Origin of the sequence: Arthrobacter sp. EPSL27 (assembly GCF_001512305.1) — a bacterium.
In the GTDB taxonomy this organism is placed as follows: Bacteria; Actinomycetota; Actinomycetes; order Actinomycetales; family Micrococcaceae; genus Arthrobacter.
Window position 1 is genome coordinate 250172 of sequence record NZ_LNUT01000003.1, and the last position, 26232, is coordinate 276403.

Here is a 26232-nt window from a genome sequence, read left to right on the forward strand (position 1 = left end):
TCTACTCGATCGTATGCCCTGAGTGAAGAACTATGACCCCCACTGACATAAGATTAATGAATGATCCGGCTCCGTAAGCTGGCGCGCGCCGCATCTCTACTGACCACCCCCCTAGCTCCAGAAGACATTCTGTCGCTGTTCAACCCTGTGTTTTCTGCCCGCCAGCTGCGCGGCGTAGTGACTCGGGTGGTTCCAGAAACGGCCGATTCCGCCACCATCTTTTTCCGTCCCGGCCGCGGCTGGCAAGCACACCTTGCCGGCCAGTGGGCCCGTATTGGCGTCGAGCTCGACGGCGTCCGCCACTGGCGGTCGTACTCGCTCAGCGCCCCCGCCGGGAAGGACCCGGCCATCACTGTCAGTGACATGGGTGCCGTCTCCGGAACCCTGGTGCGCAACACCAAACCCGGCGATGTGCTTTTCCTGGCGCCCCCGCAGGGCGATTTTGTCCTCCCGGAGCATCCGCGTCCCCTGCTGATGCTGACTGCCGGCAGCGGCATCACCCCCGTCATGTCGATGATCCGTACGCTGGTCCCGCACCGCCCGGATTCCGACGTCGTCCTGATCCACACGGCCCGGACCCCCGCGGACGCCATTTTCCGCGAGGAACTGGCCGAGCTGGCGGACCAGTTTCCCAACTTCCGCGTGATCCACTGGTTCACCGGCGAACGCGGGCGGCTGGACTTCAGTACGGTGGCCGGGCTGGAACAGCTCTGCCCGGACTGGCGCCAGCGCGCCGCCTACGCCTGTGGGCCCGAAAGCTTCCTGGACGACGCCGAGGCGCTCTGGGAGAAGGAGACCGCAGACGCGGAGCCATCGCTCACCATTGAACGCTTCAGCACCAAGCTCGCCGGCGGGGAAGGGCACGACGGCGGCCTGGTCACGTTCGAGGCCTCGGACCGCGAAGTGGAAGCCGACGGCGACACCCCGCTTCTCGACGTCGGCGAAGACGCCGGCATCCTGATGCCCAGCGGCTGCCGCATGGGCATCTGCCACAGCTGCCTTATCCCCCTCCGGGCTGGCCAGGTCCGTGACCTGCGCACGGACGAAGTCCACGGCGAGCCCGGCCAATTAATCCAGACGTGCGTTTCGGCAGCCGCCGGACCCGTGAACCTCGACCTCTGAGGAGTACCACCGCATGACGATTGTTTCCGACAAGCCTGAAGTTTCCGAAGAAACACCCCAGGTGCCCGCTGCCGTGAAGACGCGGCGCGGTGCCCTGGCCGAGACCGGCAGCCCCGCCGTCCGGCCGCCGGCCGCCGCGCACCTCTCCGACGAGCAGGTCGCGGAGCTGGGCCGTGAACTGGACGCCATCAAGGACGGTGTCCTCGCCAAGCGCGGCTCAGCCGACGCCGACTACATCCGCCGGATGATCAAGATCCAGCGCGGATTGGAAATTTCGGGCCGTGCCGCGCTGCTGGTCAGCAAGAACAAGGCCGCCTGGGCCACCGGCACCACGTTGCTCAGCCTCGCCAAGATCCTGGAAAACATGGAGCTGGGGCACAACATCCTGCACGGCCAGTGGGACTGGATGCGCGACCCGGACATCCACTCCACCACCTGGGAGTGGGACTTCGTGACCCCGGCGCGCTCCTGGCAGCACACCCACAACGATCTGCACCACCGCTGGACGAACGTCGTCGGCAAGGACAACGACGTCGGATACAACCTGCTGCGGATGGATCCCCAGCAGGAGTGGAAGCCGTTCAACCTGGGCAACCCGCTCTACAACGCCCTCCTGGCCCCGGTCTTCGAGTGGGGCATCGCGATCTACGACCTTGAACTCACCGAGTTCAGGGAGGGAAAGAAGTCCAAGGAAGCCCTCGTCAAGGACCTCAAGGCCCTCGGCAAGAAGGCCCTCACGCAGTTCACCAAGGACTACGCCGCCACTCCCGCCGTCGCCATGCTGACCGGCTCCGGCAAGCAGGCGCTCTACGGAACGCTGACCGCCAACGCGATCCGCAACGTGTGGGCGCACGCCGTGATCTTCTGCGGCCACTTCCCCGAGGGCACGGACACCTTCACCGAGGAAATGGTGGAAGGCGAGACCCGCGGCGACTGGTACGTCCGGCAGATGATCGGCTCTGCAAACATCTCCGGCTCCAAGTTCATGCACCTGATGACCGGCAACCTGTCGCACCAGATCGAGCACCACCTCTTCCCGGACATCCCGTCCAACCGCTACGCCGAGGTGGCTCCCAAGGTGCAGGAAATCTGCAAGCGCTACGGCCTGCCGTACACCACCGGTCCCATGTGGAAGCAGGTCGGCTCCACCTGGGCCAAGGTCTTCAAGCTGGCGCTCCCGCCGAAGAAGGCCTAGCAGCCGCCTGCCCGCGATAAAAAAAGGGGCGCCCGCCAGTGCGGCGGGCGCCCCTTTTGCGTGCCGGGACCCGGCCCGGTCAGCTTTTGCAGGCGGTGCCCAGGACGTGGGCCAGCCGCGGGTTGCCGGGGAGGGCCGAAAAGCCGAAACGCTCCAGGGCCTGCACGGTGAGTCCGGCCTGGGCGATCACGGAGGCGGTGTCGCGGTTCGGGTGGCACCCGCCGGCCATCCGGCTCCAGAGCGGGGCGATCAGGTCCTCGGCGGCCCCGAGGAACCGGTGTTCCGAACGGACGTGCTCGTAGAACAGCAGCTGTCCGCCCGGCCGCAGCACCCGCACCACTTCCTTCAGGACGGCGCGCTGGTCCGCCACACTGCACAGCACCAGGCTGGACACCACCACGTCCACCGAGGCGTCCGCCACGGGCAGCGCCTCCGCCGCTCCGTCTTCCACCGTGACGGGTACCGCCGCTTTGGCTGCGGCGGCCCGCGCCAGTTCGCGGAGCGTGGGGTCCGGTTCGAGGGCCAGGACCTCCGTCACCGCGGCAGGGTAGAGCGGAAACGTGGCCCCGTAGCCTGCCCCGATTTCCACGACGGCGCCGTGCGCCGATTCCAGGAGGCGCCGCCGGTGGGCGGTGGCGCCGCGGGCATCCATCTGCGGCCCCACGCGTGCGAAGGATTTCCCGAAGGATGAATTGCGCTGGCTGTTCTCCGGCACGGCGTTTCCTTCCGGTCAGGCGACCGCAGCCGGGTTGAGCTTCAGGCGCCGCAGCAGCTGGGCGTTGAGGGCCACAACGATCGTCGAGGCGGACATCAGCACGGCTCCGGCGGCGGGGGACAGGACGATTCCGGCGAAGGCCAGGACCCCGGCGGCCAGCGGCACCGCAATGACGTTGTAGCCGGTGGCCCACACGAGGTTCTGCCACATCTTCCGGTAGCTCGCCCGGGACAGGTCCACCATGGACAGGACAGCCCGGGGGTCGTCCCCGGCCAGGACCACGCCGGCGGACTCCATGGCGACGTCGGTCCCGCCGCCGATCGCGATCCCCACCTCGGCCCGGGCCAGCGCGGGGGAGTCGTTGACGCCGTCACCCACCATGGCCACGCTGAGTCCGCGGGCCTGGAGCTCGGCCACCTTCTTGTCCTTGTCCGCGGGAAGGACCTCGGCGAAGACCTCGTCGATCTTCAGGTCCTCCGCCACCGCCTGGGCCACCTGCCCGGCGTCGCCCGTGACCATGGCGACCTTGACGCCGCGGTGCTGCAGGGCTTCGACAGCCTGGCGGGACTCCGGCCGGACCGCGTCCTCAAGGCTTACGGCACCCAGGACGGTGGTGCCGTCCACCACGTGGAGCACCGCCGCGCCCCGGCTCCGCCAGGCCGCCGTTGCCGCGGCCAGGTCCGCAGGCTCCTCGACGCCCAGCTCCCGGAGCAGGGCCGGGCCGCCCACCTGGACCGTCCGGCCGCCAACCGTGGCGCGGACGCCGCGGCCGGTCAGGGATGTGAACCCGGCCGCCTGCGGGATCTGCAGCCCCTGCTGCCGGGCGGCTGCCACAATCGCGCGGGCCACTGGGTGTTCGCTGTCCGATTCCACCGCGGCGGCCAGGGCCAGCAGCCCGTCCCGGCCGCCACCGTCGACGGCGGCAACATCCTTGAGTTCGGGCTGGCCCTTGGTCAGGGTCCCCGTCTTGTCGAAGAGCACGACGTCGATGGTCCGCATGCGTTCAAGGGCCATCCGGTCCTTGATCAGCACACCGGCCCGGGCCGCCCGCTCGGTGGAGATCGCGATGACCAGGGGGATGGCCAGGCCAAGGGCATGCGGGCAGGCGATCACCAGCACCGTCACGGTGCGCTCAACGGCGTCGGACACGCTGCCCAGCAGCGTCCAGGCGATGAATGTGATGACGCCGGTTCCGGCGGCGAAGTAGAAGAGGAAGGCGGCGGCGCGGTCGGCGAGGGCCTGGGCCCGCGAGGAGGAGGCCTGGGCTTCGGCCACCAGCCGCTGGATCCCGGCGAGGGCGGTGTCCTCGCCAATGGCCGTGACCTGGACACGGACGCTGTTGTCCGTGGCGACTGTTCCCGCGACGACGGGGTCGCCGGTTGAGCGCAGGACGGTCTTGGACTCGCCCGTGATCATGGACTCGTCGAATTCTGCCTGCCCCTCGATCACTGTCCCGTCCGCCGGCATCCGGGCTCCGGAGCGCACCAGGATCGTGTCGCCGGTCCTGAGGGCGGACACCGGAACAGTCTCCGTCCCGGATTCGGTGATGCGTTCCGCCTCGTCCGGGAGCAGGGCGGCGAGGGCGTCCAGGGCGCCCTGGGCCGAGCCGAGCGCGCGCATTTCAAGCCAGTGGCCCAGCAGCATGATGACCACCAGCAGGGCCAGTTCCCACCAGAAATCCAGGTCAAAACCGCCGATTCCCAAAGTGGTGGCCCACGAGGCGATGAACGCAACCGTGATGGCCATGGCGATCAGGAGCATCATTCCCGGTTTCCGGGTCTTGAGCTCATTGAGGCCGCCCTTGAGGAACGGCTGGCCGCCATAGAAGAAGATGACCGTTCCCAGCACCGGGGGAATCCACTGCGAGCCGGGGAACACCGGCGGCATGTAGCCCAGCAGGTCTCCGAACATAGGGCTGAAGTACACCACCGGGACGGCCAGTGCCAGGGACAGCCAGAACCTGTTCTTGAACATCGCCACGCTGTGCCCGGCGTGCTGGCCGTGGCTGTGGACGATGTGCTCGTCGTCCGGGGCGGCGGGCTGCGGGCTCTCGACCGCGTGGCTGCTGTGCGAGTGATCCATGATGCGCGCTCCTAAGGAGATTCATCGTTTGCTGAAGATGCGCCCACCATACCCCTGGGGGGTATCAATAGCAAGTGGTTCCGGATCGTCAGCGGACCTCGATCACGCCCATCATGCCCAGGTCCTCGTGGTCCAGGATGTGGCAGTGGTAGACCGAGCGGCCGGCGAAGTCGCGGAACGCGATCCTGACGGTGACGCGGCCGTTGGCCCGTAGGTTCACCACGTCCCGCACCACCACGGATCCCGGCGCCCGTCCGTTGTCGTCAATGAGCTGCATCGGCCACACGTGCAGGTGGAAAGGATGGTCCATGGGGCTGGTGTTGACCAGGGTCCACTCCTCGACGGTCCCGGACGCCACAGTGGTATCCGTGCGGGCCTCGTCGTAACCGCGTCCGTTGATGGTGAACTGCATCATGGGGCCCATGCCGCCGCCCCGTCCGCCGGGGCCGCCGCCCATGGACAGGACCAGCTGCCGGCGGGCGGCGACGGTTGCAGTGCGCAGGTCCTCCGGGGGCGGCCGGGACGCCACGGCAGCGGCCGTGGCCGCGGCTTCGCCGTCCGCCCGGAGCGTCGCGAGGGCAACCGGCCCGCCGGCCTGGGGCCGCCCCCGCCCCATCATTGCCGGCATTGCCCCGCGGTCGTAGGGGAGGGCCTGCAGGACTGCTTCACCCGCGGCGGCGGTGACCAGCAGGTCCGCGCGGTTCCCCGGCGCCAGCAGAAGTTCGTCCACGGGCTCCGGATCCGCTGACCGGCCGGAGTCCATGCCCAGCAGCTGCATTTGCTGGCCGTCCAGCCGGAGCCGCAGGAAGCGCGCCACGCAGGCGTTGACGATCCGCCACCGCTCACGGTCGCCGGGACGGGCGGTGAGGGTGGGGTTGCTCTGCCCGTTGAGGAGGAGCAGTTCACCTTCCCGGCCCGCCATGCGCTCCATCAGGGACACTCCGGCGATGTTCCCGGAGCCGTCCAGGGTGGTGTCCGAGACCAGCAGCACCCGCTCAGTGCTGACCGGGACGGATTCGGCATCTTCGACGATGATCGCGCCGTAAAGCCCGGCAAAGATCTGCCCCGCCACCATGCCGTGGTGGTGCGGGTGGTACCAGTACACGCCCGGCGGGTGGTCCGCGGGCAGCCGGTAGCGGTAGTCGAAGCCTTGCCCCGGCAGGACGGCCACAAAAGGATTGTCGGCGTTGCCTTGCGGGGATACGTGCAGGCCGTGGACGTGGAGGTTGGTCGGTTCGCCGAGGTTGTTGATGAGCCTGATGCTGAGCTCATCGCCGGGCCGCAGGCGGAGGGTTGGGCCCGGGAGGGTGCCGTTGTAGCAGAGCGCGCCGGCCTGCCGGCCGCCCAGCTCCACCCGTCCGGGGGCTGCCTCCAGGGTCAATTCCAGCCGGCCGTCGGCACTGCGGACTTCCGCGGGGCTGCGGAAGTCCGGGGAGCTGGCCGGCCCCGCAGGCTGCCCCGGCCCGGCGCCTTGCGGCGGACCGGACGCGAGGGACCACCACAACCCGGCGCCGCCGGCCACGGTGGCCGTTGCGCCGAGGCCGCCCAGGAGCAGGGCATTGCGGCGGCTGATCGGCCGCATCAGGGCTCCTCGCCGAGCACTTTCACGTTCTCGCGGTATTGCTCCGCGGTGAGTTCGCCCCTCGCGAAGCGTTCATCCAGGATCAGGCGCGCCTGGCTCTTGCCGCCGGGAAATCCGGCGCCGCCCGGGGGAGGCCCCGGCTGGCCGTAGGGCGGGGCGCCGTAGGACCCGTAGTGCTCGGGCCGGCCGCGGTTGGTTCCCCCCGAAAAGAGGCGGACCGCCAGCAGCACCAGCACCGCGATCCCCACCAGCAGCAGAAAACCCCAGAGCCACATCCAGCCAAAGCCGTTGCCGTAGTAGCCCATCATGGCCAGTTCCCTTCACCCGTGTGGTCTGTGGAAACCATGATCCGCCGGTACCGCGGGGCGGTCTAGGGTCATTGGTCGCGGGTCGGTGAGGCCGGCCGGCCCGGAGGCAAGGGCGGCCGGCGCATCAGTTATTGACGGCAGCAAACAGGTTCAGGCTCGCGGAGAACACCAGCCAGGAAACGTAGGGCAGCATCAGAAGCCCTGCAGTCCTGCTGATCGGCCCGAAGTGGAGGACAGCCAGGGTTGCCGTCACGGCGTGGGCGCCGAGCACAGCAAGGGCCAGCCAGAGCGCCGCGGTTCCCAGCATCGGGTACAGGCCGAAGAACATCAGCGGCCACGCCAGGTTCAGCAGCAGGAGAGCGCCGTATACCGTGAGCGCGGACCTGCGCGGGAAGTCCCGCTGCCGCCACACCAACCACACGGCCACGGCCACGGCCGCGTATAGCACCAGCCACACCAAGCTGAACATCCACCCGGGCGGTGTCCACGGTGCCTTGTCGGCCAAGGCGTACCACGTGCCATTCAGCCGGATCGGCAGGGAGCTCAGCAGCGACACCAGCCAGGAGACCGCCACGAAGGCAAGCAATGCCATGCTCTGGCGCCGCCAGGGCCGATCGCCCAGCAGCGCGGGGAGCGGCGGGACTTCTTCAACGTTGGCCAGCACTGACTTACTGTGAACAATCAAGGGCCAGTACGTCAAACCGGCGCCACGCAGGGGGGTGCTGAGCGTGCCTTTGCCGCCCACGAAGTTCGGGGACGAACTGTGGCCCCGGGTCGTTGTGGCAGGTGGAGCCCCCCGACCCACCTGCCCGAAGGATTTCAAGTCATGACCATGCCTCTGCTGATGCCCGCAGCCTCCGCTACCGAGGATCTGGGCGGCATCGTCGGGTTCGCGGCCAAAGCGATCGACGCCCTGGGGGAGTGGGGTGTGGGGCTGTTCACCCTCGTGGAGACAATCTTCCCCCCGATCCCCAGCGAAGTCATCCTGCCGCTGGCCGGCTACCTGGCCCGGCAGGGGGACATGAATCTGGCGCTCGTCTTCTTTACCAGCACGCTGGGAGCCTATCTGGGTGCGCTGCTGCTGTACTGGCTGGGCGCGCGGCTGGGGCTGGAACGTTCCATCCGCTGGTTGTCCAAAGTGCCCCTGATGGAACGGGAAGACTTCGAGAAGGCAGCGAGGTGGTTTGAGCGCCACGGTAAGCCTGCGATCTTCTTCGGCAGGCTGATCCCCGGCGTGCGAAGCCTCATCAGCCTGCCTGCGGGTGCGGAAAAGATGAACCTGCTCAGCTTCAGCATTTTCACCCTCTGCGGCAGCGGTCTCTGGAACGGGCTGCTGCTGGGATTCGGCGCTCTGCTCGGAACCCAGTACAAGGTCATCGAGCAGTATTCCCGGTACCTCAACTACGCCGTCTATGCCGCGGTGGCGGTGCTGGCGGTGTGGGTCATCGCCAGGGCTGTCCGGCGTCGTAAATCAGCGCGCGCCACTTCCAGCCTCAACTGATCAGCAGCCCCAGCGCTTCGGCCAGGTGCCCGACCTCCCGCACCGAAAAGCCGGCGGGCACCGGTCCCGTGCCGTTGGGGCTCGCCGGCACCACGGCGTGGGTGAAGCCCAGGCGGTGGGCCTCCTGGATCCGCTGGTTGATGCCGGGCACCGGGCGGACTTCCCCGGCCAGGCCCACTTCGCCGAAGGCGATGAGCCGCTGCGGGAGGGGCTTCTTGGACTTTGCCGAGGCCACTGCCAGCGCCACGGCCAGGTCGGTGGCGGGCTCGCTGAGCTTCACGCCGCCCACGGTTGCCACGTAGGAATCGTCCTTGTTCAGCAGGCAGCCGGCCCGTTGCTGCAGGACGGCCAGCAGCATGGCCACCCGGGAACTGTCCAGCCCGCTGGTGGCCCGGCGCGGCTGGGAACTGGCGCTTTCGGCCAGCAGCGCCTGCACCTCGGCCAGCAGCGGCCGGCGGCCTTCCAGGGTCACCGTGATGCAGGTTCCGGAGACGGGCTCCTTGGTCCGGGACACGAACAGCCCGCTCGGATCGGCCAGGCCCACGATCCCGTCCTCGTTCAGGTCGAAGCAGCCGACGTCGTCCGTGGGGCCGTACCGGTTCTTAACCGCCCGCAGCAGCCGCAGCCGGGAGTGGCGCTCGCCCTCGAACTGGCACACCACGTCCACGAGGTGCTCCAGGAGCCGGGGCCCGGCGATGGAGCCGTCCTTGGTCACATGGCCCACCAACAGGGTGGTCATATTGCGGCGTTTGGCCGCGGCGATAAGGGATGCCGTCACCTCACGGACCTGCGAGACGCCGCCGGCGCTGCCTTCGACGTCGGCGCTGCTCAGCGTCTGCACGGAGTCCACGATCAGCAGGCGCGGCTCGAGCTCCTCCACCTGGCCCAGGGCCTGGCCCAGGTCCGTTTCGGCGGAGAGGTACAGGGACTCGGCGACGGCGTCGATCCGGTCCGCGCGCATCTTGACCTGCGCGGCGGACTCCTCGCCCGTGATGTAAAGGACGTCCTGCGCGGTGCGGGCAAACTTGGCCGCGACGTCCAGCAGCAGGGTCGACTTGCCGACGCCGGGTTCGCCGGCCAGCAGGATCACGGCGCCGGGAACCAGCCCGCCGCCGAGCACCCGGTCCAGTTCGTCCACGCCGGTGGGCAGGAATGCCGCGGTGGTCGCGTCCACCTCGGCGATCCGGCGGGCCGGCTCCAGCACGGTGGTGGCCGCCGTCGTACGGGCGACGGTGCCGCCGGTCTCCTCCACGCTGCCCCAGGCCTGGCACTCGCCGCAGCGGCCCACCCACTTGGCCGTGGTCCAGCCGCATTCCGCGCATTTATAGCCCGGCGCCTTTGCGGCCCGGGAAGTCTTGGTAGCCATTGCTCCACACTATCCGCGCCGTACGACACCACACGCCAGCAGGGCGGCGGCGCAGCTACAGCGGCGGCAGAATGTCCCGCGCCTCGCGGGAATCCACACCCGCGGCCTCGAGCAGGTCCACCATCAGCGGGCGGAACAGCATCACCACCGTCTCGCCCTCCAGCCGCTGCACGTCCAGCAGCCGCGGGTGCAGCCGGCCGGCAATTTCCCGCAGGTCGGCCCGGGCCGTCCGCAGGTGGGCGCGCCGGACGCCGTCGTGCACTTCCGCCAGTCCCAGGGACAGTTCCTCCACGGCGTCGGCAGTGTCCTGCAGGACGTCGGCGATGTTCTGGGTGGCCTCGTCCGAGAGCGCCGCATGGTTGATGGCGCTGGTCAGCCGGCGGGCGAAGACGCGGCTGTTGCGCAGCGCCAGGTCGATGTAGTCCAGCGACTGCTCCATCTGGTCCAGCTCCTCCCGGTGCCGGCGGTAGGCGGGCGCCAGCGTGGCCACCTCCCCGGAGGCCCGGAGGGACTGCCGCATGGCGTCGACCAGCGGCTGGCAGTTCCGCCCCCGGATCAGCGCGTGCCACGCCTGGGTCGAGTCGCTGTAGCTGAGCGCGGAGGCGCATTCGCGGAGAACCTCGGCGAGCTCGTGCAGGAGCTTCTTGACGTCGTTGCGGGGTTCCCGGCGCGGGTCCTTCGGGATCAGGATGGTCACCAGCAGGGCGAACACCCCGCCCACGATCGCGTCGATGCTGCGAGTGAACGGCCCCCCGGCCGGGGCCGGCAGCAGCACCACGAGGAGGGACTGCAGGCCCAGCTGGGTGGTGAAGATGGTGCCGCTGTCCAGGAACCGGGCCAGCAGGATCGAGAACAGCAGGACGACGGCGGCCTGCCAGATTCCGGCGCCCAGCCAGTGCAGCAGCAGGTCGCCGACCACAATCCCGATGGTGCAGCCCAGCGCCACCTCGATGACGCGGCGCAGCCGGGGGTCACGGGAAAAGCCCAGCGAAATGAGGGACGACGTGGCGGCGAACAGCGGACCGCTGTGGCCCAACACGTATTCGGCGAACGCATAGGCGCCCACGGCGCAGGCGGTCATCTGGAGGGCCGGCACCAGTGAGTTCCGGCTGCGGACCAAGCCGGTGCGGACCCGGCCGCGGAGGAACCGGGCGCTTGCTGAGAGTCCAGGGGCGGGGGCCATGCGCTCCAGTCTATTTGCTGGCACGCCCTGTCCCGGCTGCGCCACAACGCCTACGGACGTGACGCAGCCAACGCAAGGGGGAACCGGCGGTTGTAAGCCAATGTCCCGGCGTCGTTAACCCTTCGTTCACCTTGGTCGGCCATTCTCTTCACCTGGGGCACCTACCTTCAGTAAAGGTACAAACCGTACGCATCCCTGCCCGGTCTTCTCCGGCCCGGCACGCAGAGAAATCCCTGGAAGGGGTACATCTAGTGAAGGCACTCCGCTTCGGCCGCCACGCGGCAACCGCTGTCATCGCAGCCGGCGCTCTCGCGCTTACCGCCTGTGGTTCCGACAACGCAACGGGCACCGCCCCCGCCCCCGCAGCCTCCGGCCCGTCGGTCACCGGCACGCTGACCGGCATCGGCTCCTCCGCTCAGGGTGCAGCCATGGACGCGTGGAAGACCAGCTTCGCCGCGGCCAACCAGGGCGCCACCGTGCAGTACTCGCCCGACGGCTCCGGCGCAGGCCGCAAGGCGCTCCTCGACGGATCCGCCCAGTTCGGCGGCTCCGACGCATACCTCAAGGACGAGGAGTACGCCTCCTCCACCGCCCAGTGCGGTCCCGACGGCGCCCTCGCCATCCCGGTCTACATCTCCCCGATCGCCGTGGCCTTCAACCTGCCCGACGTCAAGGAACTGAACCTCGACGCCGCCACCGTCGCCAAGATCTTCCGCGGCGAAATCGCCACCTGGAACGATCCGGCCATCGCCGCGCTGAACCCCGACGCCACCCTGCCTGACCTCAAGGTCACCCCGGTAAACCGCTCGGACGACTCCGGCACCACTACCAACTTCACCGAGTACCTGGCCGCCGCGGCTCCGGAAGCCTGGACCGACAAGGCCTCCGGCGTCTGGCCGGCGTCCCTGCAGGGCGAGAACGCCAAGGGCACCTCCGGTGTGGTCAAGACCGTCACCGACACCCCCGGCGCCGTCACCTACGCCGACGACTCCGCTGTGAGCGGCAAGCTGGGCGTTGCCCAGATCAAGGTCGGCGAGACCTTCACCAAGATCTCCGCCGAAGCCGCCGCCAAGGCCGTCGACGCCGGCAAGCCGGTGGAAGGCCGCAACGCCAACGACCTCTCCATCAAGCTGGACCGCACCACCACCATCGAGGGCGCGTACCCGATCGTGCTCGTGTCCTTCCACATTGTCTGCTCCAGCTACGACAAGCAGGAGACCGTGGACCTGGTCAAGGCCTTCGAGAACTACGTGGTGTCCGAGGCCGGCCAGCAGGCAGCTGCTGACGCCGCCAAGTCCGCCCCGCTCTCCAAGGAGCTGCAGGACAAGGCCGCGAAGTCCATCGAGTCCATCAAGGTCAAGTCCTAGGGATGTCCTTGCGCCACCAGGCTTAGTGGAAACACCAGCCTGATCCAGGTTCCCTGTTCCGGTTCGACGGTCACCGGCCGTCGTCACGGGGCAGGGAACCTGGGCGTTTGTCCGAAGTACCAGAAGATTCAAAGCCGAAGGATCATGAAGTGACCACCACCTCCCTGACCTCGTCCCGGGGCGCAGGCCGCGCCGGAGACAAAGTCTTTTCCGGAGCCACCTTGGCTGCGGGGTGCCTCATCCTGGCCGTGCTCTTCGGAGTGGCGCTCTTCCTCGTTGTCCAGGCGTTTCCCGCCCTCACGGCCTCCCCGGACCTGATCAAGGGCGGCGAAGGCTTCTTCGCGTACATCTGGCCGATCGTGATCGGCACGCTGATCGCGGCCACCATCGCCCTGGTGATCGCCACCCCGATTGCGATCGGCGTCGCGATGTTCATCTCGCACTTCGCCCCGCGCCAGCTCGCCTCGGGGCTGGGCTACGTGGTGGACCTGCTGGCCGCCATCCCTTCCGTGGTCTACGGCGCCTGGGGTGCCGCGTTCCTCGCCAAGGAAATCTCGCCGGCGTACAACTGGCTGGCCAGCAACATGGGCTGGCTGCCCATCTTCCAGGGCCCGGCCTCCGCCACCGGCAAGACCATCCTGACCGCGGGAATCGTGCTCGCCGTCATGATCCTGCCCATCATCACGTCCCTGACCCGCGAAATCTTCCTGCAGACCCCCAAGCTGCACGAGGAAGCCTCCCTGGCGCTCGGCGCCACGCGGTGGGAAATGATCAAAATGGCCGTGCTGCCGTTCGCCCGTCCCGGAATCATCAGCGCCGTTATGCTGGGCCTGGGCCGCGCGCTGGGCGAGACCATGGCCGTGGCGCTGGTGCTGTCCTCCGGCGCCCTCACCGCCAGCCTGATCCAGACCGGCAACCAGACCATCGCCGCCGAAATTGCGCTGAACTTCCCCGAGGCCAGCGGGCTTCAGGTCAGCACCCTCATCGCAGCAGGCCTGGTCCTGTTTGTCATCACCCTCGGCGTGAACATGATTGCCCGGTGGATCATCGGCCGGCACAAAGAATTCTCGGGAGCCAACTAAATGACTGCCACCATGACCCCCGTCAAGAAGCGCTCGGCCCTCACCAAGGGCCAGCTGCCCAAGTGGGCGCCCTACGTTGTCCTGGGCCTTGCCCTCATCCTCTCCGCCGCCATCATGGCCCTGATCGGCTTCAACGCCTTCGGCTGGGGGATTCTCACCGCCATCCTGTTCACGGCCGGACTGGTCGGCTGGAGCGCCGCTGCCGAAGGCGGCCGCAAGGCCAAGGACAAACTGGCCACCTGCCTGGTGGTGGGTTCGTTCCTGGTGGCGCTGCTGCCGCTGATCTCCGTCATCTGGACAGTGCTGGTGAACGGGCTTCCCGGCCTCACCGACCCCGGCTTCCTCAGCACGTCGATGAACGGCGTCACCGGCGCCTTCGACAACAAGACCGTCGAGGAAGGCGCGCCGGTGGTCGGCGGCATCTACCACGCCCTGATCGGCACCCTGCTGATCACCGCCGTCGCGACCGTCATTTCGGTGCCTGTGGGCCTGCTGACCGCCATCTACCTGGTGGAGTACGGCAACGACCGCCCGCTGGCCCGCTCCATCACGTTCTTCGTTGACGTGATGACCGGCATCCCGTCGATTGTGGCCGGCCTGTTCGCGGCGGCGTTCTTCTTCGCCGTCGTAGGCCCGGGCACCAAGACCGGTGCCGTCGCCGCCGTCGCGCTGTCCGTCCTGATGATCCCCGTGGTGGTCCGCTCCAGCGAGGAAATGCTGAAGATCGTCCCCAACGAACTCCGCGAGGCCGCCTACGCCCTGGGCGTCCGCAAATGGCGGACCATCCTTAAGGTGGTCATCCCGACGGCGATCTCCGGCATCGCCTCGGGCGTCACCCTGGCCATCGCCCGCGTGATCGGCGAGACCGCCCCGATCCTGGTCACCGCCGGCTTCGCGACGTCAATCAACTACAACGTGTTCAGCGGCTGGATGGCCTCGCTGCCGACCTTCATCTACACCCAGATCCTCAACCCGACGTCGCCGTCCAACCCGGACCCGTCGTCCATGCGCGCCTGGGGCGCGGCCCTGGTCCTCATCATCCTGGTGATGCTGCTGAACCTGATCGCCCGCCTCATCGCCCGCATGTTCGCCCCCAAGACCGGCCGCTAGCCCGCCGCCGGCAACTCCCCAGCCCGTATCTCCAGCAAGTGAAGGAACAGCATGTCTAAGCGCATCGACGTCAAGGACCTGAACGTCTACTACGGCAAATTCCTGGCCGTGGAGGACGTCAACATCAACATCGACGCCAAGTCCGTCACCGCGTTCATCGGTCCCTCGGGCTGCGGCAAGTCCACGTTCCTGCGGACCCTGAACCGCATGCACGAGGTCATTCCCGGCGCCCGCGTGGAAGGCGAGGTGCTGCTCGACGGCGACAACCTGTACGGTCCCGGCGTGGACCCGGTGACGGTCCGCTCGCAGATCGGCATGGTGTTCCAGCGCCCCAACCCGTTCCCCACCATGTCCATCCGCGACAACGTGCTGGCCGGCGTGAAGCTCAACAACCAGAAGATCTCCAAGGGCGAGGCGGACGCCCTCGTGGAGCGTTCCCTGCGGGGCGCCAACCTGTGGAACGAGGTCAAGGACCGCCTGGCGAAGCCCGGTTCCGGCCTGTCCGGCGGCCAGCAGCAGCGGCTCTGCATCGCCCGGGCCATCGCCGTGGAGCCGCAGGTGATCCTGATGGACGAGCCCTGCTCCGCCCTGGACCCCATCTCCACGCTGGCCATCGAGGACCTCATCAATGAGCTCAAGGACCAGTACACCGTGGTGATCGTGACGCACAATATGCAGCAGGCCGCCCGCGTCTCGGAGAAGACCGCGTTCTTCAACATCGCCGGGACCGGCAAGCCCGGCAAGCTCATCGAGTACGGCGACACGCACACCATCTTCAGCAACCCCACCGAGAAGGCCACCGAGGACTACGTCTCCGGCCGCTTCGGATAAATCCCGGCCGCGGCGGGCCGCGGCCCGCCGGCGCGGCCCTAGGGCTGTGTCAGCGGTGACAGCGCCAGGGCCAGCACGAACGCCGCTGCCGCGGTGGCGAGCGGGGTGGCCACCCAGAACGCCAGCACCCGGATCACCACCCGCCTGTTGGTGGTGGGGAACCGCTGGTTGGACCCGGAGCCCAGCACGGCCGAGGTGACCGTGTGCGTGGTGGAGAGCGGCAGGTGCAGCCCGATCGCGCCCACCAGCAGCATGGCCGAGCTGAGCAGCTGCGCCACCGAGCCGCGCAGTGGGTCCGTCCGGATCAGCCGGTAGCCGATGGTGTAGGAGATGCGCCAGCCCCCGGCCAGGGTTCCGGCGGTCAGCAGGATCGCGGTGAACAGGGCCACCCAGACCGGCATCTCTCCGCCGCCGGACAGCCCCGAGGCCAGGAGCGCCAGAATCAGCACCGCGCTGGTGCGCTGCCCGTCCTGCAGGCCGTGGGCGAACGCCACGGCGCCCGCAGCGACGCTCTGGGCGCCGCGGGAGCGGCCGTTGACCACGTTCGGCGGTGTGTACCGGGCTGCCCAGATCGCGGGCCAGACCAGCAGGTAGGCGCCCGCGAAGGCAAGCACCGGCGAAAGCAGCAGCGGCAGCACCACCTGAACCAGCAGGGACGTGTCCACGCCGCCCACGGCGTTCCCGCCGACGGCGACGCTGGCGACGCCCGCGCCGGCCAGCCCGCCCACCAGCGCGTGGGTCGAGGACGACGGAATGCCCCGCCACCACGTGTAGAGCCCCCACAGCACGGCGCTGACCAGGCCCGCCACCAGGATGGCCAGCCCGTTCTCCCCGCTGGGGAGCTGCACCCACGTCCGGCTGACGGCGAGGGCCAGGGCGGCGCTGAGCCCGGCGCCGATGAAGTTGAAGAAACCGGCCAGCAGCACCGCAACGGTGGGTGTGAGGGCGCGGGTCCGCACGGCCAGCGCCACCGACGCCGAGGCGTCCCGGAAGCCGTTCAGGAAGGCGAATGCCCCGGCGAAGACCACCGCCAGGGCAAACAGGACTTGTGCCACGTCAGGATTCCTTGACGATGATGCTGCCCACCTGCGTTGCGACGCGGCGCATGTCCCGGGTGACGCCCACCAGCTGTTCCGCGATGTCCCGGGTCCGCGCGTACCGCGTCGGCTTCATCTCATTGAGCATGTCCGCCACCCAGATCCGGTGGGACCGTTCCGCACGCTTGGCGAGGCGGAGGACCTCGATCCAGTAGTCCTCGAGCTCGTCCAGATTTTCCAGCTTGCGCATGGCGTCGACGGTGAGCTCCGCCTGCCGGCTGATGATCTCCAGCTGGTCGGCGGCGCGCTTGGGCAGCCGGTCCAGCTTGTAGAGCGACACCAGCTCCGCAGCGGCGTCGAGCTTTTCCATCGCCTCGTTGAGGAACCGGGAGAGTGCGTACATGTCCTCGCGGGGCAGCGGGCTGACGAACGTGGTCCGCATGTGCGTCAGCAGGGCGAAATGCAGTTCTGTGCACTTGGCCTCGTGGTTGTGCATGTCCTCCACCAGCCGCTCGTTCTCACTGGCCGGGGCACCCAGGATCTCCGAGAGGGTGCCCGTGGCGAGCACAATCTGGCGCGCCAGTTGGGCGAGGAGGTTCAGCCCGGCGGGCTCCTGGGGGAAAAGGCGCAGCTTCACGTGGGGTTACCGGTCTTCGGGAGGAGGGCCTGGGGTGGTATCTGCGGGGCGTGGTGCGTAGCGATCACCCGCGCATGGGAATTACTTTACCGCCCGCCCGGAAAACGCCGGGAAACCGCGGAAAAGGTCCGTTGGTATGTGACGGCGGGCGGCCCTGTTCTGCATCGACAATGGTCGATATGCTGGCGGAATGAAATTCCTCGAAAACGTTCCGCGGTTCGTGTTCTTCACGGGCAAGGGTGGCGTGGGCAAAACGTCTGTCGCCTGCGCGACATCCCTGGCCCTGGCAGAGGCGGGCAAGCGCGTGCTTCTGGTCAGCACGGACCCGGCATCCAATGTGGGGCAGGTCTTCGGCGTGACTATCGGGAATACCGTGACTGCCATCCCGGACGTGCCGGGTCTCTCTGCCTTGGAAATCGATCCCGAGCAAGCCGTAGAAGCCTACCGGGAGCGGATCATGGCGCCCGTCCGCGGACTGCTTCCGGAGGCGGAGCTGGCGGGAATCGCTGAGAGTCTCTCCGGTTCCTGCACCACCGAGATCGCCTCCTTCGACGAGTTCACCAACCTGCTCGCCGACGACGGCTCCTACGGCGAATATGACCACATCGTTTTCGATACCGCCCCTACGGGCCACACGATCCGGCTGCTGCAGCTGCCAGGCTCCTGGACCGACTTCCTCGAGGCCGGCAAGGGAGACCCCTCCTGCCTGGGCCCGCTTTCCGGGCTGGAGAAGCACAAGCAGGTATACGCCCGGGCGGTCCAGGCACTTACGGACCCGGCCCGGACCCGGCTTGTCCTGGTCAGCCGCCCGCAGACATCTTCGCTGAGCGAAATCGAGCGGACCTACCTCGAGCTGAACCAGATCGGGATCGGCGGAGGATATGTCGTCATCAACGGCGTCCTGCCGGAAGCCGGGGGCGACGAGGACCTGGCGCGCGCTTTGCGGGCGAGGGAGGCTGCCGCCATCGCGGCCATGCCAGGGGTGATCGCCGGTCTTCCCCGCGATGTCCTGGACCTGAAGCCGGGCAACATGGTCGGCATTCCGGCGCTTAAATCGCTGTTCGCCGCCACTTCTGACGCCGATATTCCGGCTGACGCCGCGCTGGTGCCGGAGCTTGAGGACGCCCCGCTGGCTGCCCTGGTAAACGAAGTGGAAGTCCAGGGCCACGGCCTCGTGATGTGCATGGGCAAGGGCGGGGTCGGGAAAACCACAGTCGCTGCCGCCGTCGCCGTCGCTTTGGCCAAACGCGGGCATGTGGTCCACCTCACCACAACAGATCCTGCAGCCCACCTCACCGAAACACTCCAGGGTTCGACGCCGGGCTTGAAGGTTTCCCGGATCGATCCGGAAGCGGCCATCCAGGAGTACCGAAGCCATGTGATGGAGACCAAGGGCCGGAGCCTGGACGATGAAGGGCGGGCCGCGCTGGCGGAGGACCTGTTGTCTCCGTGTACGGACGAGGTGGCTGTGTTCCGGCAGTTCTCGAAGGTGGTCCAGGAGTCCCGCCGGCACTTCGTGGTGATCGACACGGCACCCACCGGCCACACCCTGCTGCTCCTGGACGCCACCGGCTCATACCACCGGGAGATTGCCCGCCAGGTCGGCGACACGATGGGATTCGTGACGCCCCTGATGCGGCTTCAGGACCCGGCGCAGACCAGGGTCGTCCTGGTCACGCTGGCCGAAACGACGCCTGTGCTGGAAGCCGAAGAGTTGCAGCGTGACCTGGAAAGGGCCGGAATCCACCCGTGGGCCTGGGTGATCAATAACTCGATCGCTTCTGCACACCCGCAGACGCCCTTTCTCCGCGCCCGCGCCGCTAGCGAAATCGAACAAATTACGAAGGTGCGCACCCTGGCGGACCGGGTGGCCCTCATTCCGCTGCTGCCCGAGGAGCCCATCGGCGAAGAGAAGTTGTCGGCCCTGACCGCTCTGAGCTCTTTGATTGTCTGACGCTTATCCCGGTCGGGACTACAGGGACGTCAGGAGGCCGGCCGTCTTCTCGATGGCGCCGGGAACCAGGGAGTAGTACGCCCAGGTGCCGCGCTTCTCGCGGTGGAGCAGGCCGGCGTCGACCAGAATCTTCAGGTGGTGGGACACTGTGGGCTGCCCCAGGTCCAGGGGCTCGGTGAGGTCGCACACGCAGGACTCACCGGAGGCATCCGCTTTGACGATCGACAGCAGGCGCAATCTGTTGGGATCAGACAGGGCCTTGAATACCAGGGCTTTCTGCTGGGCCTCCTCGGCGCTGAGGACAGGCTGACCGGACGGTGCGCAGCAGGCCTGGTCGAGGGCCGGCTCAACAGTTTGCAGAGAATTCATACGTCTATTATCCATAGAGATTGACATCTGTCGATATAGTCGAGAATACTTCATATCGACAAGCATCAATCTAAAGCCGAGCAGCGCAGGAGTTCCGTGAGTATCCAGACCGATCCATCGCCCACCCTGAGGGGCGAGGCTGCCGTCGTCGGCAAACTCTCCACCCTGGACCGTTTCCTGCCGGTATGGATTATCGCCGCCATGGCTTTGGGCCTGCTCCTGGGCAGTTTCATTCCGGGCCTGAACACTGCCCTCGAGGCGGTCAAGATCGGCGAAGTCTCGCTGCCAATCGCCATAGGGCTGCTGGTGATGATGTATCCGGTGCTGGCCAAGGTCCGCTACGACCAGGCGCACCGCATGGTGGGGGACCGCAAGCTGATGGTCACCTCGCTGGTCCTGAACTGGGTCCTTGCGCCGGCGTTCATGTTTGCCCTGGCCTGGATCTTCATCCCGGACCTGCCTGAATACCGCACGGGCCTGATTATCGTGGGCCTGGCCCGCTGCATCGCCATGGTGATGATCTGGAACGACCTCGCTTGCGGTGACCGTGAAGCGGCAGCTGTGCTGGTGGCCATCAACTCCGTTTTCCAGGTCATCGCGTTCGGAGCGCTCGGCTGGTTCTACCTGCAGCTCCTGCCATCCTGGCTGGGCCTGCCCACCACCAGCGCAGACTTCTCCTTTTGGGCGATCACCGCCTCGGTACTGATATTCCTGGGCATCCCCCTGCTGGCGGGATTCCTCACCCGCACCATTGGCGAGAAGGCCAAAGGCCGAGACTGGTACGAAGGCACGTTCCTGCCGAAGCTCGGTCCGTGGGCGCTCTACGGCCTGCTCTTCACCATCACCCTGCTCTTCGCCCTGCAGGGCGGCACCATCACCTCCCGGCCGCTCGACGTCGTCCGGATCGCCCTGCCGCTGCTGGTCTACTTCCTCGTGGTCTTCGGCGCCGGGATGCTGATCGGCAAGTGGCTTGACCTCGGCTACGCCAAGACCACCACCTTGGCCTTCACGGCCGCCGGCAACAACTTTGAGCTTGCCATTGCCGTGGCGATCGGCACCTTCGGCGTTACATCCGGGCAGGCGCTAGCTGGCGTCGTCGGGCCCTTGATCGAAGTCCCCGTCCTTGTTGCACTGGTTTACGTGGCCCTCTGGGCGCGAAAACGCTACTTCACGTCCAACACTCATTCCGTCTGACCCCACACACTCCAGGAGAGCACCATGAACCACGAAACCGCCAGGAAGCCGTCCGTCCTGTTCGTCTGCGTCCACAACGCCGGACGCTCCCAGATGGCCGCCGCCTTCCTCACCACCCTCTCCAACGGCGCCATCGAGGTCCGCTCCGCCGGATCCGCGCCCGCGGACAAGGTCAACCCCGCCGCCGTCGAAGCCATGGCCGAACTCGGCATCGACATGTCCGCGGAGATCCCGAAGGTCCTCACCACCGAAGCCGTCAAGGAATCCGACGTCGTGATCACCATGGGCTGCGGCGACACCTGCCCCATCTTCCCGGGCAAACGCTACGAGGACTGGGAACTCGAAGACCCGGCAGGCCAGGGAGTCGAGTCGGTCCGCCCGATCCGCGACGAGATCAAGACCCGCATCGAAGGCCTCATCGCCTCCCTCACCCCCGCCGCCAAGTAACCGGAACCAGGAGCCTTTCGTGAGCACCCAGCAGCTGATCATCATCGGATCCGGCCCTGCCGGCTACACCGCGGCGATCTACGCCGCCCGCGCCGGGCTGGCCCCGCTCGTCATCGCCGGGGCCGTCACCGCGGGAGGAGCCCTGATGAACACCACCGAGGTGGAAAACTTCCCCGGCTTCCCGGCCGGCGTCCAGGGCCCGGAACTGATGGACGGGCTCCAGCAGCAGGCCGAGAAATTCGGCGCGCAGGTGGTGTTCGACGACGTCACCGAAGTCACGCTCACCGGGCACCTCAAGCGCGTGGTCACGGGAGCCGGGGAGACCCACGAGGCACCCGCCGTCATTCTGGCCACCGGCTCCGCCTACAAGGAGCTCGGCCTGCCGGAGGAAAAGAAGTTCAGCGGCCACGGACTCTCCTGGTGCGCCACGTGCGACGGCTTCTTCTTCCGCGACCAGGACATCATCGTCGTCGGCGGCGGCGACTCGGCCATGGAGGAGGCGATGTTCCTGACCCGGTTCGGCAAGACCGTGACCGTCGTCGTGCGCAAGAACGAGCTGCGGGCCTCCCGGATCATGGCCCAGCGCGCCAAGGACAACCCCAAGATCCGTTTCGCCTGGAACTCGGCAGTGATCGCGATCCACGGCGAGTCCAAGGTCACCGGCGTCACCCTGACCGACACCGTTACCGGTGAGACCCGTGAACAGGCCGCCACCGGCATCTTCGTAGCGATCGGTCACGTCCCGCGGACCGAGCTGCTCACCGGGCAGGTGGACCTCGACGCCGAGGGCTACATCAAGGTCGATTCCCCGACCACCGTCACCAACCTCTCGGGCGTCTTCGCCTGCGGGGATGCCGTAGACCACCGTTACCGCCAGGCCATCACCGCCGCAGGGACCGGCTGCTCCGCCGCCCTCGATGTCGAACGCTACCTCGCGGCCCTGGACGACGCGGACAGCATCGCGACCGCCCTGGTCGAGGAACCCACCCACGCCTGAACTATGGCTCCGCCGCCTGCCGATCCCACGAGGACCGGCAGGCCCCCAGAAAAACCGACCACCCCACCGGATGAAACAGAGGACACCATGGCTGCAACCAACACCCTGCCCGTAGCTGTCATCGGAGCCGGGCCCATCGGCCTCGCCGCGGCGGCACACCTGCTCGAACGCGGCCTGGAGCCGCTGATCCTCGAGGCTGGCCCGGCCCCGGCCGCCGCGATCGAACAGTGGCGCCACATCCGGCTGTTCTCCCCCTGGCAGTACAACACCGACGCCGCCGCGGCACGCCTGCTCGTCGCGACCGGCTGGGAATCACCCGAGCCGTCCGCGCTGCCCACCGGCGGCGACCTGATCGACCGGTACCTCACCCCGCTCGCATCGCTTCCCGAGATCGCGTCCCGACTGCACACCGGGGCCCGCGTTATCGCCGTAACCCGCCTCGGGATGGACAAGACCCACAGCCGGAACCGCGACACGACCCCGTTCGTGGTCCGTGTCGAGCACGCCGACGGCGAAGTCCGCGACTACCAGGCCGCCGCCGTCATCGACGCGTCCGGGACCTGGTCCACCCGCAACCCGCTCGGCACCTCCGGCCTGCCCGCCGCTGGCGAAGCCGCCGCGTCGGCACACATTGCATCGCCCCTGCCGGACGTCCTGGGACGTGACCGGGCAGCCTTCGCCGGCCGTACCGCCGTCGTCATCGGCGCGGGCCATTCCGCAGCCAACACCCTGATCAACCTCGCCGAACTGGCAGCCCAGGTTCCCGGAACGAAGATCGTCTGGGCGATCCGCGGAGCCTCGGCGGCCAAGGTCTACGGCGGTGGCGACGCCGACGGTCTCGCCGCCCGCGGCCAGCTCGGCAGCAGGCTCCGCGCCCTTGTGGAGGACGGCACGGTGGAACTGCACACCGGTTTGGGGATCGCGGCCCTCGTTACCGCCGGCGGCGCCGTCACGCTGACCTCCACTGACGGCCGCACCCTGGGTGCCGACATCGTGGTTCCGGCTACCGGGTTCCGTCCGAACCTGGACATGCTCCGGGAACTCCGGCTGGAACTGGACCCCGGCGTGGAAGCACCCCGCGAGCTCGGCCCGCTGATTGACCCCGAGTTCCACTCCTGCGGCACCGTCGAACCGCACGGCGCGAAGATGCTGGCCCACCCGGAGCAGGACTTCTACATCGTCGGGATGAAGTCCTACGGCCGGGCTCCGACCTTCCTGCTGGCCACCGGCTACGAACAGGTCCGCTCCGTCGCCGCGGCCCTCGCCGGAGACCGGGAAGCCGCCGACACCGTCCAGCTCGAACTCCCCGAAACGGGCGTCTGCTCCTCCGACATCGGCACCAGCTGCGACGTCCCGGCCCCGGCCACCGCGGGATTCGTGGCCGAAACCTCCGGCGGCTGCTGCGGCACGCAAGAGCCCGTCCTGGTCGGATTTCCTACCGGGTTGGCCCACGGCCGCTCCGGCGGGAACTGAGCACGTCGGCGCCCCCGCCGCCGAACCACCTGGCAGACCGGTTGCCGGCGTGCGGGTCAAGGCACTGGCCGCATCGCTGCGCACCACCACCCCCCCCACACAGATCCGGAGGAATCGAACCCATGACCGAGAGTACGAGGACGCCAAGCGTCCTGTTCGTCTGCAGCAAGAACGGGGGAAAGTCCCAGCTGGCCGCCGGACTGATGAACCAGCTCGCGAACGGGACCGTCACCGTCCATTCCGCCGGGACCAAGCCCGGTACATCGTTGAACCCCCAGGCCGTGGAGTCCCTGGCCGAACTCGGCATCGACATCACCGGCGAACATCCCAAGGCCGTCACCGACGATGTCCTGAATGAGGTCGACGTCGTCATCGTCCTCGGCAACGAGGCAAAAGTCGACGCCCGCGACGGTAAGCGGATTGAGGTCTGGGACACGGACGAGCCCTCCGAACGCGGCATCGAAGGCATGGACCGTATGCGCCTGGTCCGGGACGACATCAAGGCCCGGGTCGAGGCATTGTATGCGGAGCTCGACGGGGACTGACCGTGTCCGCATCCGCTCCCACTCGAATCCTCGCAGCGGAGGGTGCGCCGCGCGGCGGCCTCGCCGCGCTGTGCATCACCCAGACCACGGGGTGGGGCGTGCTCTACTACGCGTTGATCGCGGCGGTCGGGCCCATCACGGAGGACACCGGCTGGGACCCGGTCCTGGTGACGGGCGCCTTTTCCGTTGGCCTGCTGGTCTCTGCGGTGGCGGGCATCTTCGTGGGCAGGGTCCTCGACACGACGGGGCCGCGCACTCTGATGATCGGCGGCTCCCTGGCGGGGGTGCTGGCCCTGACCGGAGTGGCGATGGCCCCAAACCTGCCCGTCTTCTTTGCGGCCTGGATGCTGGCCGGCACGGCGCAAGCTGCGGTGCTCTACCAGCCGGCCTTCACCGTGGTCAGTCGGTGGTACGGGCCCGCCCGCATCCGGCCGCTGACCGTCTTGACCCTCGTCGCCGGATTCGCCTCCACCATCTTTGCCCCCGTGACCGCAGCCCTCTGCGGCTGGCTCGGATGGAGGGTCACGTTTTTTGGTCCTCGCGGCACTGTTCGGCCTGATTGCCGTGCCGTTGCATGCCCGCTTCCTCAACAGCTCGTGGAGCCGGATCCCGCACAATGAGCCGGCGGCCGCGGCCCGGGAGCGTGTCCGCGCCACCCGCCGCAGCCCGGAGTTCCTGGGCCTGCAGGCCCTTATGGTCCTGCTCTGCCTCGGCCTCTACACAGTGACGCTGAACGTCATTCCGCTGCTGATCGAAAAAGGCGCCGACTACGCCACCGCCGCGCTTGGGCTGGCTCTGGTGGGCGCAGGCCAGGTCGGCGGCAGGCTGTTGTTCGGCTCTCTCCCAACCGGGACCCGGCTGGCGGTCATCACCGGGACCGGGGCCACCGCCGTCCTAATGCTGGCTGCCGTGCCCGGACCGGCGCCGGTATTGATCGCCGCGGGGGTGCTGGCCGGCGCCGTCCGGGGCTGCCAGACCCTGCTGCAGGCCACCATCGTGGGAGACCAGTGGGGAAGCCGGGACCTGGGCGCCCTCCAGGGAGTTTTTGCGGCCCCGCTGACAGCCACCACTGCCATCGCCCCGGCCGCAGGTCCGCTGCTGGCCGCGTGGCTCGGCACCTACACCGCAATGGCGTACGCGATGGCAGCCGCCGCCGGAACCGCGGCAATCGTCGCCGCCGCCCGCTTCACGACGCGCCCGCAGCATTCACTCTGATGTCCAATGGGGAACGGCCCGGCCGTTGGATCGTGCTCCGCCAATGAGGGCATGAAAATGGTGCCGAACCGGATACGCCTCTCGGCGGTAGGCCGCTCTAGGCGGCTAAATGTTGAAGCCCGGGGGTTTCGCGGTTCGGCACCGCCTTTAGTTTTCTACGTGCCCGGGGACAAGTCAACATTGACAGCCCGGGGGAGGCATGCGTGCCGGACGCCCGGCGCAGGTACCGGCCGCAGGCAACAGCGTCAGTCCAGTTCGCCCAGGCGCCACGCGTTGGCGGCGTGCTCAAGGTCCTCGGCGGTCTTGACCAGAAGGTGCGAATTGCGGGTGAGTTTGCTCGCGTGGACCTCGTTTCCGTGCTCGGCGCCGTCGGCCAGGGTAGCCTGGCCGAGCGCCACCACGCGGCAGAACGCGGCGGAGCGTTCCAGCGCGACGTCGAACTCGCCGTCGAACGCGCCTGACAGGATGGCGTCCGCCATGGACTTCATTTCGTCCGCTCCCGGCGGCTCTGCGGCGCCGGCGACGACGTGCGAGACCTGGGCGGTGTCCTTGCCGGCCTTGAAGTACACGGAGATCCGCTCCGGGTCCTGGATGGTGGCCGCGCGGATGGCGTACAGCCGCCAGAGTGCGCCCGGGAGGGAGCGGGCCGGGCTCTCGGCCCACATTTCGGCGATGGCATCCAGCCCCTGTTCGTCGGCGAGCTTGACCAGGCGTTTGGTCACCACGGGATCGTCGCTGTCCCGGCCGCGGCGCACCAGGGCCTGGGCGGCGAGATGGGCGGCCTCGGAGATGCGGGCCGGATCGGCGCCGCCCGCGAAGGGCTCAAAGTCGGCGGGGGCGAAGGGCTTCGGCTTGTGGTGCCGGGGCGGTCCGGGGGTGCTGGATCCTGCTTGCTCGCTCATGCCCCCACGCTACTCCAG

Annotated in this window: 26 protein-coding genes; 15 read left to right on the top strand and 11 right to left on the bottom strand. The window is 68.1% G+C overall.

Annotated elements, in window-relative coordinates:
- Positions 1–60: 60 nt before the first annotated feature.
- Both AR539_RS03210 and AR539_RS03215 read left to right on the top strand, forming a co-directional pair.
- Positions 61–1122: a ferredoxin reductase gene (locus AR539_RS03210; protein WP_066432493.1), complete on the top strand. Its 1062-nt coding sequence runs from the start codon at positions 61–63 to the stop codon at positions 1120–1122.
- 13 nt (positions 1123–1135) lie between these two features.
- Positions 1136–2317: a fatty acid desaturase family protein gene (locus AR539_RS03215; protein WP_066432494.1), complete on the top strand. Its 1182-nt coding sequence runs from the start codon at positions 1136–1138 to the stop codon at positions 2315–2317.
- A gap of 79 nt (positions 2318–2396) precedes the next feature.
- On the opposite strand, the gene AR539_RS03220 is transcribed toward AR539_RS03215, so the two are convergent.
- From AR539_RS03220 to AR539_RS03240, 5 genes are all read right to left on the bottom strand, one after another.
- Entirely contained in the window at positions 2397–3032 is a 636-nt protein-coding gene (locus AR539_RS03220; RefSeq protein WP_066432495.1) for a class I SAM-dependent methyltransferase, read from the bottom strand.
- 15 nt (positions 3033–3047) lie between these two features.
- Positions 3048–5114 (bottom strand): copper-translocating P-type ATPase, encoded by a 2067-nt coding sequence (locus tag AR539_RS03225; RefSeq protein ID WP_066432496.1) that lies wholly within the window; start codon positions 5112–5114, stop codon positions 3048–3050.
- 88 nt (positions 5115–5202) lie between these two features.
- Positions 5203–6696, bottom strand: coding sequence for a multicopper oxidase family protein (locus AR539_RS03230; protein ID WP_066432500.1), 1494 nt, complete (start codon positions 6694–6696; stop codon positions 5203–5205).
- On the bottom strand, positions 6696–7004 hold the full coding sequence (locus AR539_RS03235; RefSeq protein WP_066432501.1) for a hypothetical protein: 309 nt from the start codon (positions 7002–7004) through the stop codon (positions 6696–6698). The genes AR539_RS03230 and AR539_RS03235 overlap by 1 nt, the downstream gene beginning before the upstream one ends.
- Before the next feature lie 124 nt (positions 7005–7128).
- Complete coding sequence (locus AR539_RS03240; RefSeq protein WP_331457466.1) at positions 7129–7668, bottom strand: TspO/MBR family protein; 540 nt, start codon at positions 7666–7668, stop codon at positions 7129–7131.
- Between the two features lie 162 nt (positions 7669–7830).
- On the opposite strand from AR539_RS03240, the gene AR539_RS03245 reads away from it, so the two are divergent.
- The gene (locus AR539_RS03245; protein ID WP_157360909.1) at positions 7831–8505 is read left to right on the top strand and encodes a DedA family protein; all 675 of its coding nucleotides are present in this window, start codon (positions 7831–7833) and stop codon (positions 8503–8505) included.
- Here the strand turns inward: AR539_RS03245 and radA are convergent.
- Both radA and AR539_RS03255 read right to left on the bottom strand, forming a co-directional pair.
- A complete protein-coding gene (radA, locus tag AR539_RS03250; RefSeq protein WP_066432504.1) occupies positions 8498–9871 on the bottom strand; it encodes a DNA repair protein RadA in 1374 nt (457 codons plus the stop codon). The genes AR539_RS03245 and radA overlap by 8 nt on opposite strands.
- Before the next feature lie 55 nt (positions 9872–9926).
- Entirely contained in the window at positions 9927–11054 is a 1128-nt protein-coding gene (locus AR539_RS03255; RefSeq protein WP_066432506.1) for an FUSC family protein, read from the bottom strand.
- 251 nt (positions 11055–11305) lie between these two features.
- On the opposite strand from AR539_RS03255, the gene pstS reads away from it, so the two are divergent.
- From pstS to pstB, 4 genes are all read left to right on the top strand, one after another.
- Positions 11306–12421 (top strand): phosphate ABC transporter substrate-binding protein PstS, encoded by a 1116-nt coding sequence (gene pstS / locus AR539_RS03260; protein WP_066432508.1) that lies wholly within the window; start codon positions 11306–11308, stop codon positions 12419–12421.
- Between the two features lie 149 nt (positions 12422–12570).
- A complete protein-coding gene (gene pstC, locus AR539_RS03265; RefSeq protein WP_066432510.1) occupies positions 12571–13503 on the top strand; it encodes a phosphate ABC transporter permease subunit PstC in 933 nt (310 codons plus the stop codon).
- Positions 13504–14613 carry a phosphate ABC transporter permease PstA gene (pstA, locus tag AR539_RS03270; RefSeq protein WP_066432511.1) on the top strand — a complete coding sequence of 370 codons (1110 nt, stop codon included), beginning with the start codon at positions 13504–13506 and terminating at the stop codon, positions 14611–14613.
- 51 nt (positions 14614–14664) lie between these two features.
- Positions 14665–15444, top strand: a complete 780-nt coding sequence (gene pstB / locus AR539_RS03275) for a phosphate ABC transporter ATP-binding protein PstB (protein WP_066432512.1) — start codon at positions 14665–14667, stop codon at positions 15442–15444.
- Positions 15445–15482: 38 nt separating this feature from the next.
- Here the strand turns inward: pstB and AR539_RS03280 are convergent, their stop codons facing one another.
- Positions 15483–16499: an inorganic phosphate transporter gene (locus AR539_RS03280; RefSeq protein ID WP_066432514.1), complete on the bottom strand. Its 1017-nt coding sequence runs from the start codon at positions 16497–16499 to the stop codon at positions 15483–15485.
- A 1-nt stretch (position 16500) separates the two neighbouring features.
- Complete coding sequence (locus AR539_RS03285) at positions 16501–17118, bottom strand: DUF47 domain-containing protein (protein WP_066432516.1); 618 nt, start codon at positions 17116–17118, stop codon at positions 16501–16503.
- A 190-nt stretch (positions 17119–17308) separates the two neighbouring features.
- On the opposite strand from AR539_RS03285, the gene arsA reads away from it, so the two are divergent.
- Positions 17309–19072, top strand: coding sequence for an arsenical pump-driving ATPase (gene arsA, locus AR539_RS03290; RefSeq protein ID WP_066432518.1), 1764 nt, complete (start codon positions 17309–17311; stop codon positions 19070–19072).
- 18 nt (positions 19073–19090) lie between these two features.
- Here arsA and AR539_RS03295 read toward each other — a convergent pair whose 3' ends face one another.
- On the bottom strand, positions 19091–19441 hold the full coding sequence (locus tag AR539_RS03295) for an ArsR/SmtB family transcription factor (protein ID WP_066432519.1): 351 nt from the start codon (positions 19439–19441) through the stop codon (positions 19091–19093).
- Between the two features lie 96 nt (positions 19442–19537).
- Here AR539_RS03295 and arsB point away from each other — a divergent pair, with 96 nt between their 5' ends.
- From arsB to AR539_RS19630, 7 genes are all read left to right on the top strand, one after another.
- Entirely contained in the window at positions 19538–20635 is a 1098-nt protein-coding gene (gene arsB, locus AR539_RS03300; protein ID WP_066432521.1) for an ACR3 family arsenite efflux transporter, read from the top strand.
- A 24-nt stretch (positions 20636–20659) separates the two neighbouring features.
- Positions 20660–21082 (top strand): arsenate reductase ArsC, encoded by a 423-nt coding sequence (locus AR539_RS03305; protein ID WP_066432522.1) that lies wholly within the window; start codon positions 20660–20662, stop codon positions 21080–21082.
- 19 nt (positions 21083–21101) lie between these two features.
- Positions 21102–22079, top strand: a complete 978-nt coding sequence (trxB, locus tag AR539_RS03310) for a thioredoxin-disulfide reductase (protein ID WP_066432523.1) — start codon at positions 21102–21104, stop codon at positions 22077–22079.
- A gap of 87 nt (positions 22080–22166) precedes the next feature.
- The gene (locus AR539_RS03315) at positions 22167–23552 is read left to right on the top strand and encodes an FAD-dependent oxidoreductase (RefSeq protein ID WP_066432525.1); all 1386 of its coding nucleotides are present in this window, start codon (positions 22167–22169) and stop codon (positions 23550–23552) included.
- Between the two features lie 122 nt (positions 23553–23674).
- Positions 23675–24097, top strand: a complete 423-nt coding sequence (locus AR539_RS03320) for an arsenate-mycothiol transferase ArsC (RefSeq protein WP_066432527.1) — start codon at positions 23675–23677, stop codon at positions 24095–24097.
- A 2-nt stretch (positions 24098–24099) separates the two neighbouring features.
- On the top strand, positions 24100–24717 hold the full coding sequence (locus AR539_RS19625; RefSeq protein WP_231728469.1) for an MFS transporter: 618 nt from the start codon (positions 24100–24102) through the stop codon (positions 24715–24717).
- On the top strand, positions 24629–25312 hold the full coding sequence (locus tag AR539_RS19630; RefSeq protein WP_231728470.1) for an MFS transporter: 684 nt from the start codon (positions 24629–24631) through the stop codon (positions 25310–25312). The genes AR539_RS19625 and AR539_RS19630 overlap by 89 nt, the downstream gene beginning before the upstream one ends.
- 245 nt (positions 25313–25557) lie before the next feature.
- Here AR539_RS19630 and AR539_RS03330 read toward each other — a convergent pair whose 3' ends face one another.
- Complete coding sequence (locus AR539_RS03330; RefSeq protein ID WP_066432529.1) at positions 25558–26214, bottom strand: hypothetical protein; 657 nt, start codon at positions 26212–26214, stop codon at positions 25558–25560.
- Positions 26215–26232: the final 18 nt, after the last annotated feature.

What these genes read in the sequence shown, in the direction of transcription:
- AR539_RS03210 (WP_066432493.1), top strand. Translation starts at nt 61, where the DNA reads ATGATCCGGCTCCGTAAGCTGGCGCGCGCCGCATCTCTACTGACCACC.
- AR539_RS03215 (WP_066432494.1), top strand. Translation starts at nt 1,136, where the DNA reads ATGACGATTGTTTCCGACAAGCCTGAAGTTTCCGAAGAAACACCCCAG.
- AR539_RS03225 (WP_066432496.1), bottom strand. Translation starts at nt 5,114, where the DNA reads ATGGATCACTCGCACAGCAGCCACGCGGTCGAGAGCCCGCAGCCCGCC.
- AR539_RS03230 (WP_066432500.1), bottom strand. Translation starts at nt 6,696, where the DNA reads ATGCGGCCGATCAGCCGCCGCAATGCCCTGCTCCTGGGCGGCCTCGGC.
- AR539_RS03235 (WP_066432501.1), bottom strand. Translation starts at nt 7,004, where the DNA reads ATGATGGGCTACTACGGCAACGGCTTTGGCTGGATGTGGCTCTGGGGT.
- AR539_RS03245 (WP_157360909.1), top strand. Translation starts at nt 7,831, where the DNA reads ATGACCATGCCTCTGCTGATGCCCGCAGCCTCCGCTACCGAGGATCTG.
- radA (WP_066432504.1), bottom strand. Translation starts at nt 9,871, where the DNA reads ATGGCTACCAAGACTTCCCGGGCCGCAAAGGCGCCGGGCTATAAATGC.
- AR539_RS03255 (WP_066432506.1), bottom strand. Translation starts at nt 11,054, where the DNA reads ATGGCCCCCGCCCCTGGACTCTCAGCAAGCGCCCGGTTCCTCCGCGGC.
- pstA (WP_066432511.1), top strand. Translation starts at nt 13,504, where the DNA reads ATGACTGCCACCATGACCCCCGTCAAGAAGCGCTCGGCCCTCACCAAG.
- pstB (WP_066432512.1), top strand. Translation starts at nt 14,665, where the DNA reads ATGTCTAAGCGCATCGACGTCAAGGACCTGAACGTCTACTACGGCAAA.
- arsA (WP_066432518.1), top strand. Translation starts at nt 17,309, where the DNA reads ATGAAATTCCTCGAAAACGTTCCGCGGTTCGTGTTCTTCACGGGCAAG.
- AR539_RS03295 (WP_066432519.1), bottom strand. Translation starts at nt 19,441, where the DNA reads ATGAATTCTCTGCAAACTGTTGAGCCGGCCCTCGACCAGGCCTGCTGC.
- AR539_RS03305 (WP_066432522.1), top strand. Translation starts at nt 20,660, where the DNA reads ATGAACCACGAAACCGCCAGGAAGCCGTCCGTCCTGTTCGTCTGCGTC.
- AR539_RS03315 (WP_066432525.1), top strand. Translation starts at nt 22,167, where the DNA reads ATGGCTGCAACCAACACCCTGCCCGTAGCTGTCATCGGAGCCGGGCCC.
- AR539_RS03320 (WP_066432527.1), top strand. Translation starts at nt 23,675, where the DNA reads ATGACCGAGAGTACGAGGACGCCAAGCGTCCTGTTCGTCTGCAGCAAG.
- AR539_RS03330 (WP_066432529.1), bottom strand. Translation starts at nt 26,214, where the DNA reads ATGAGCGAGCAAGCAGGATCCAGCACCCCCGGACCGCCCCGGCACCAC.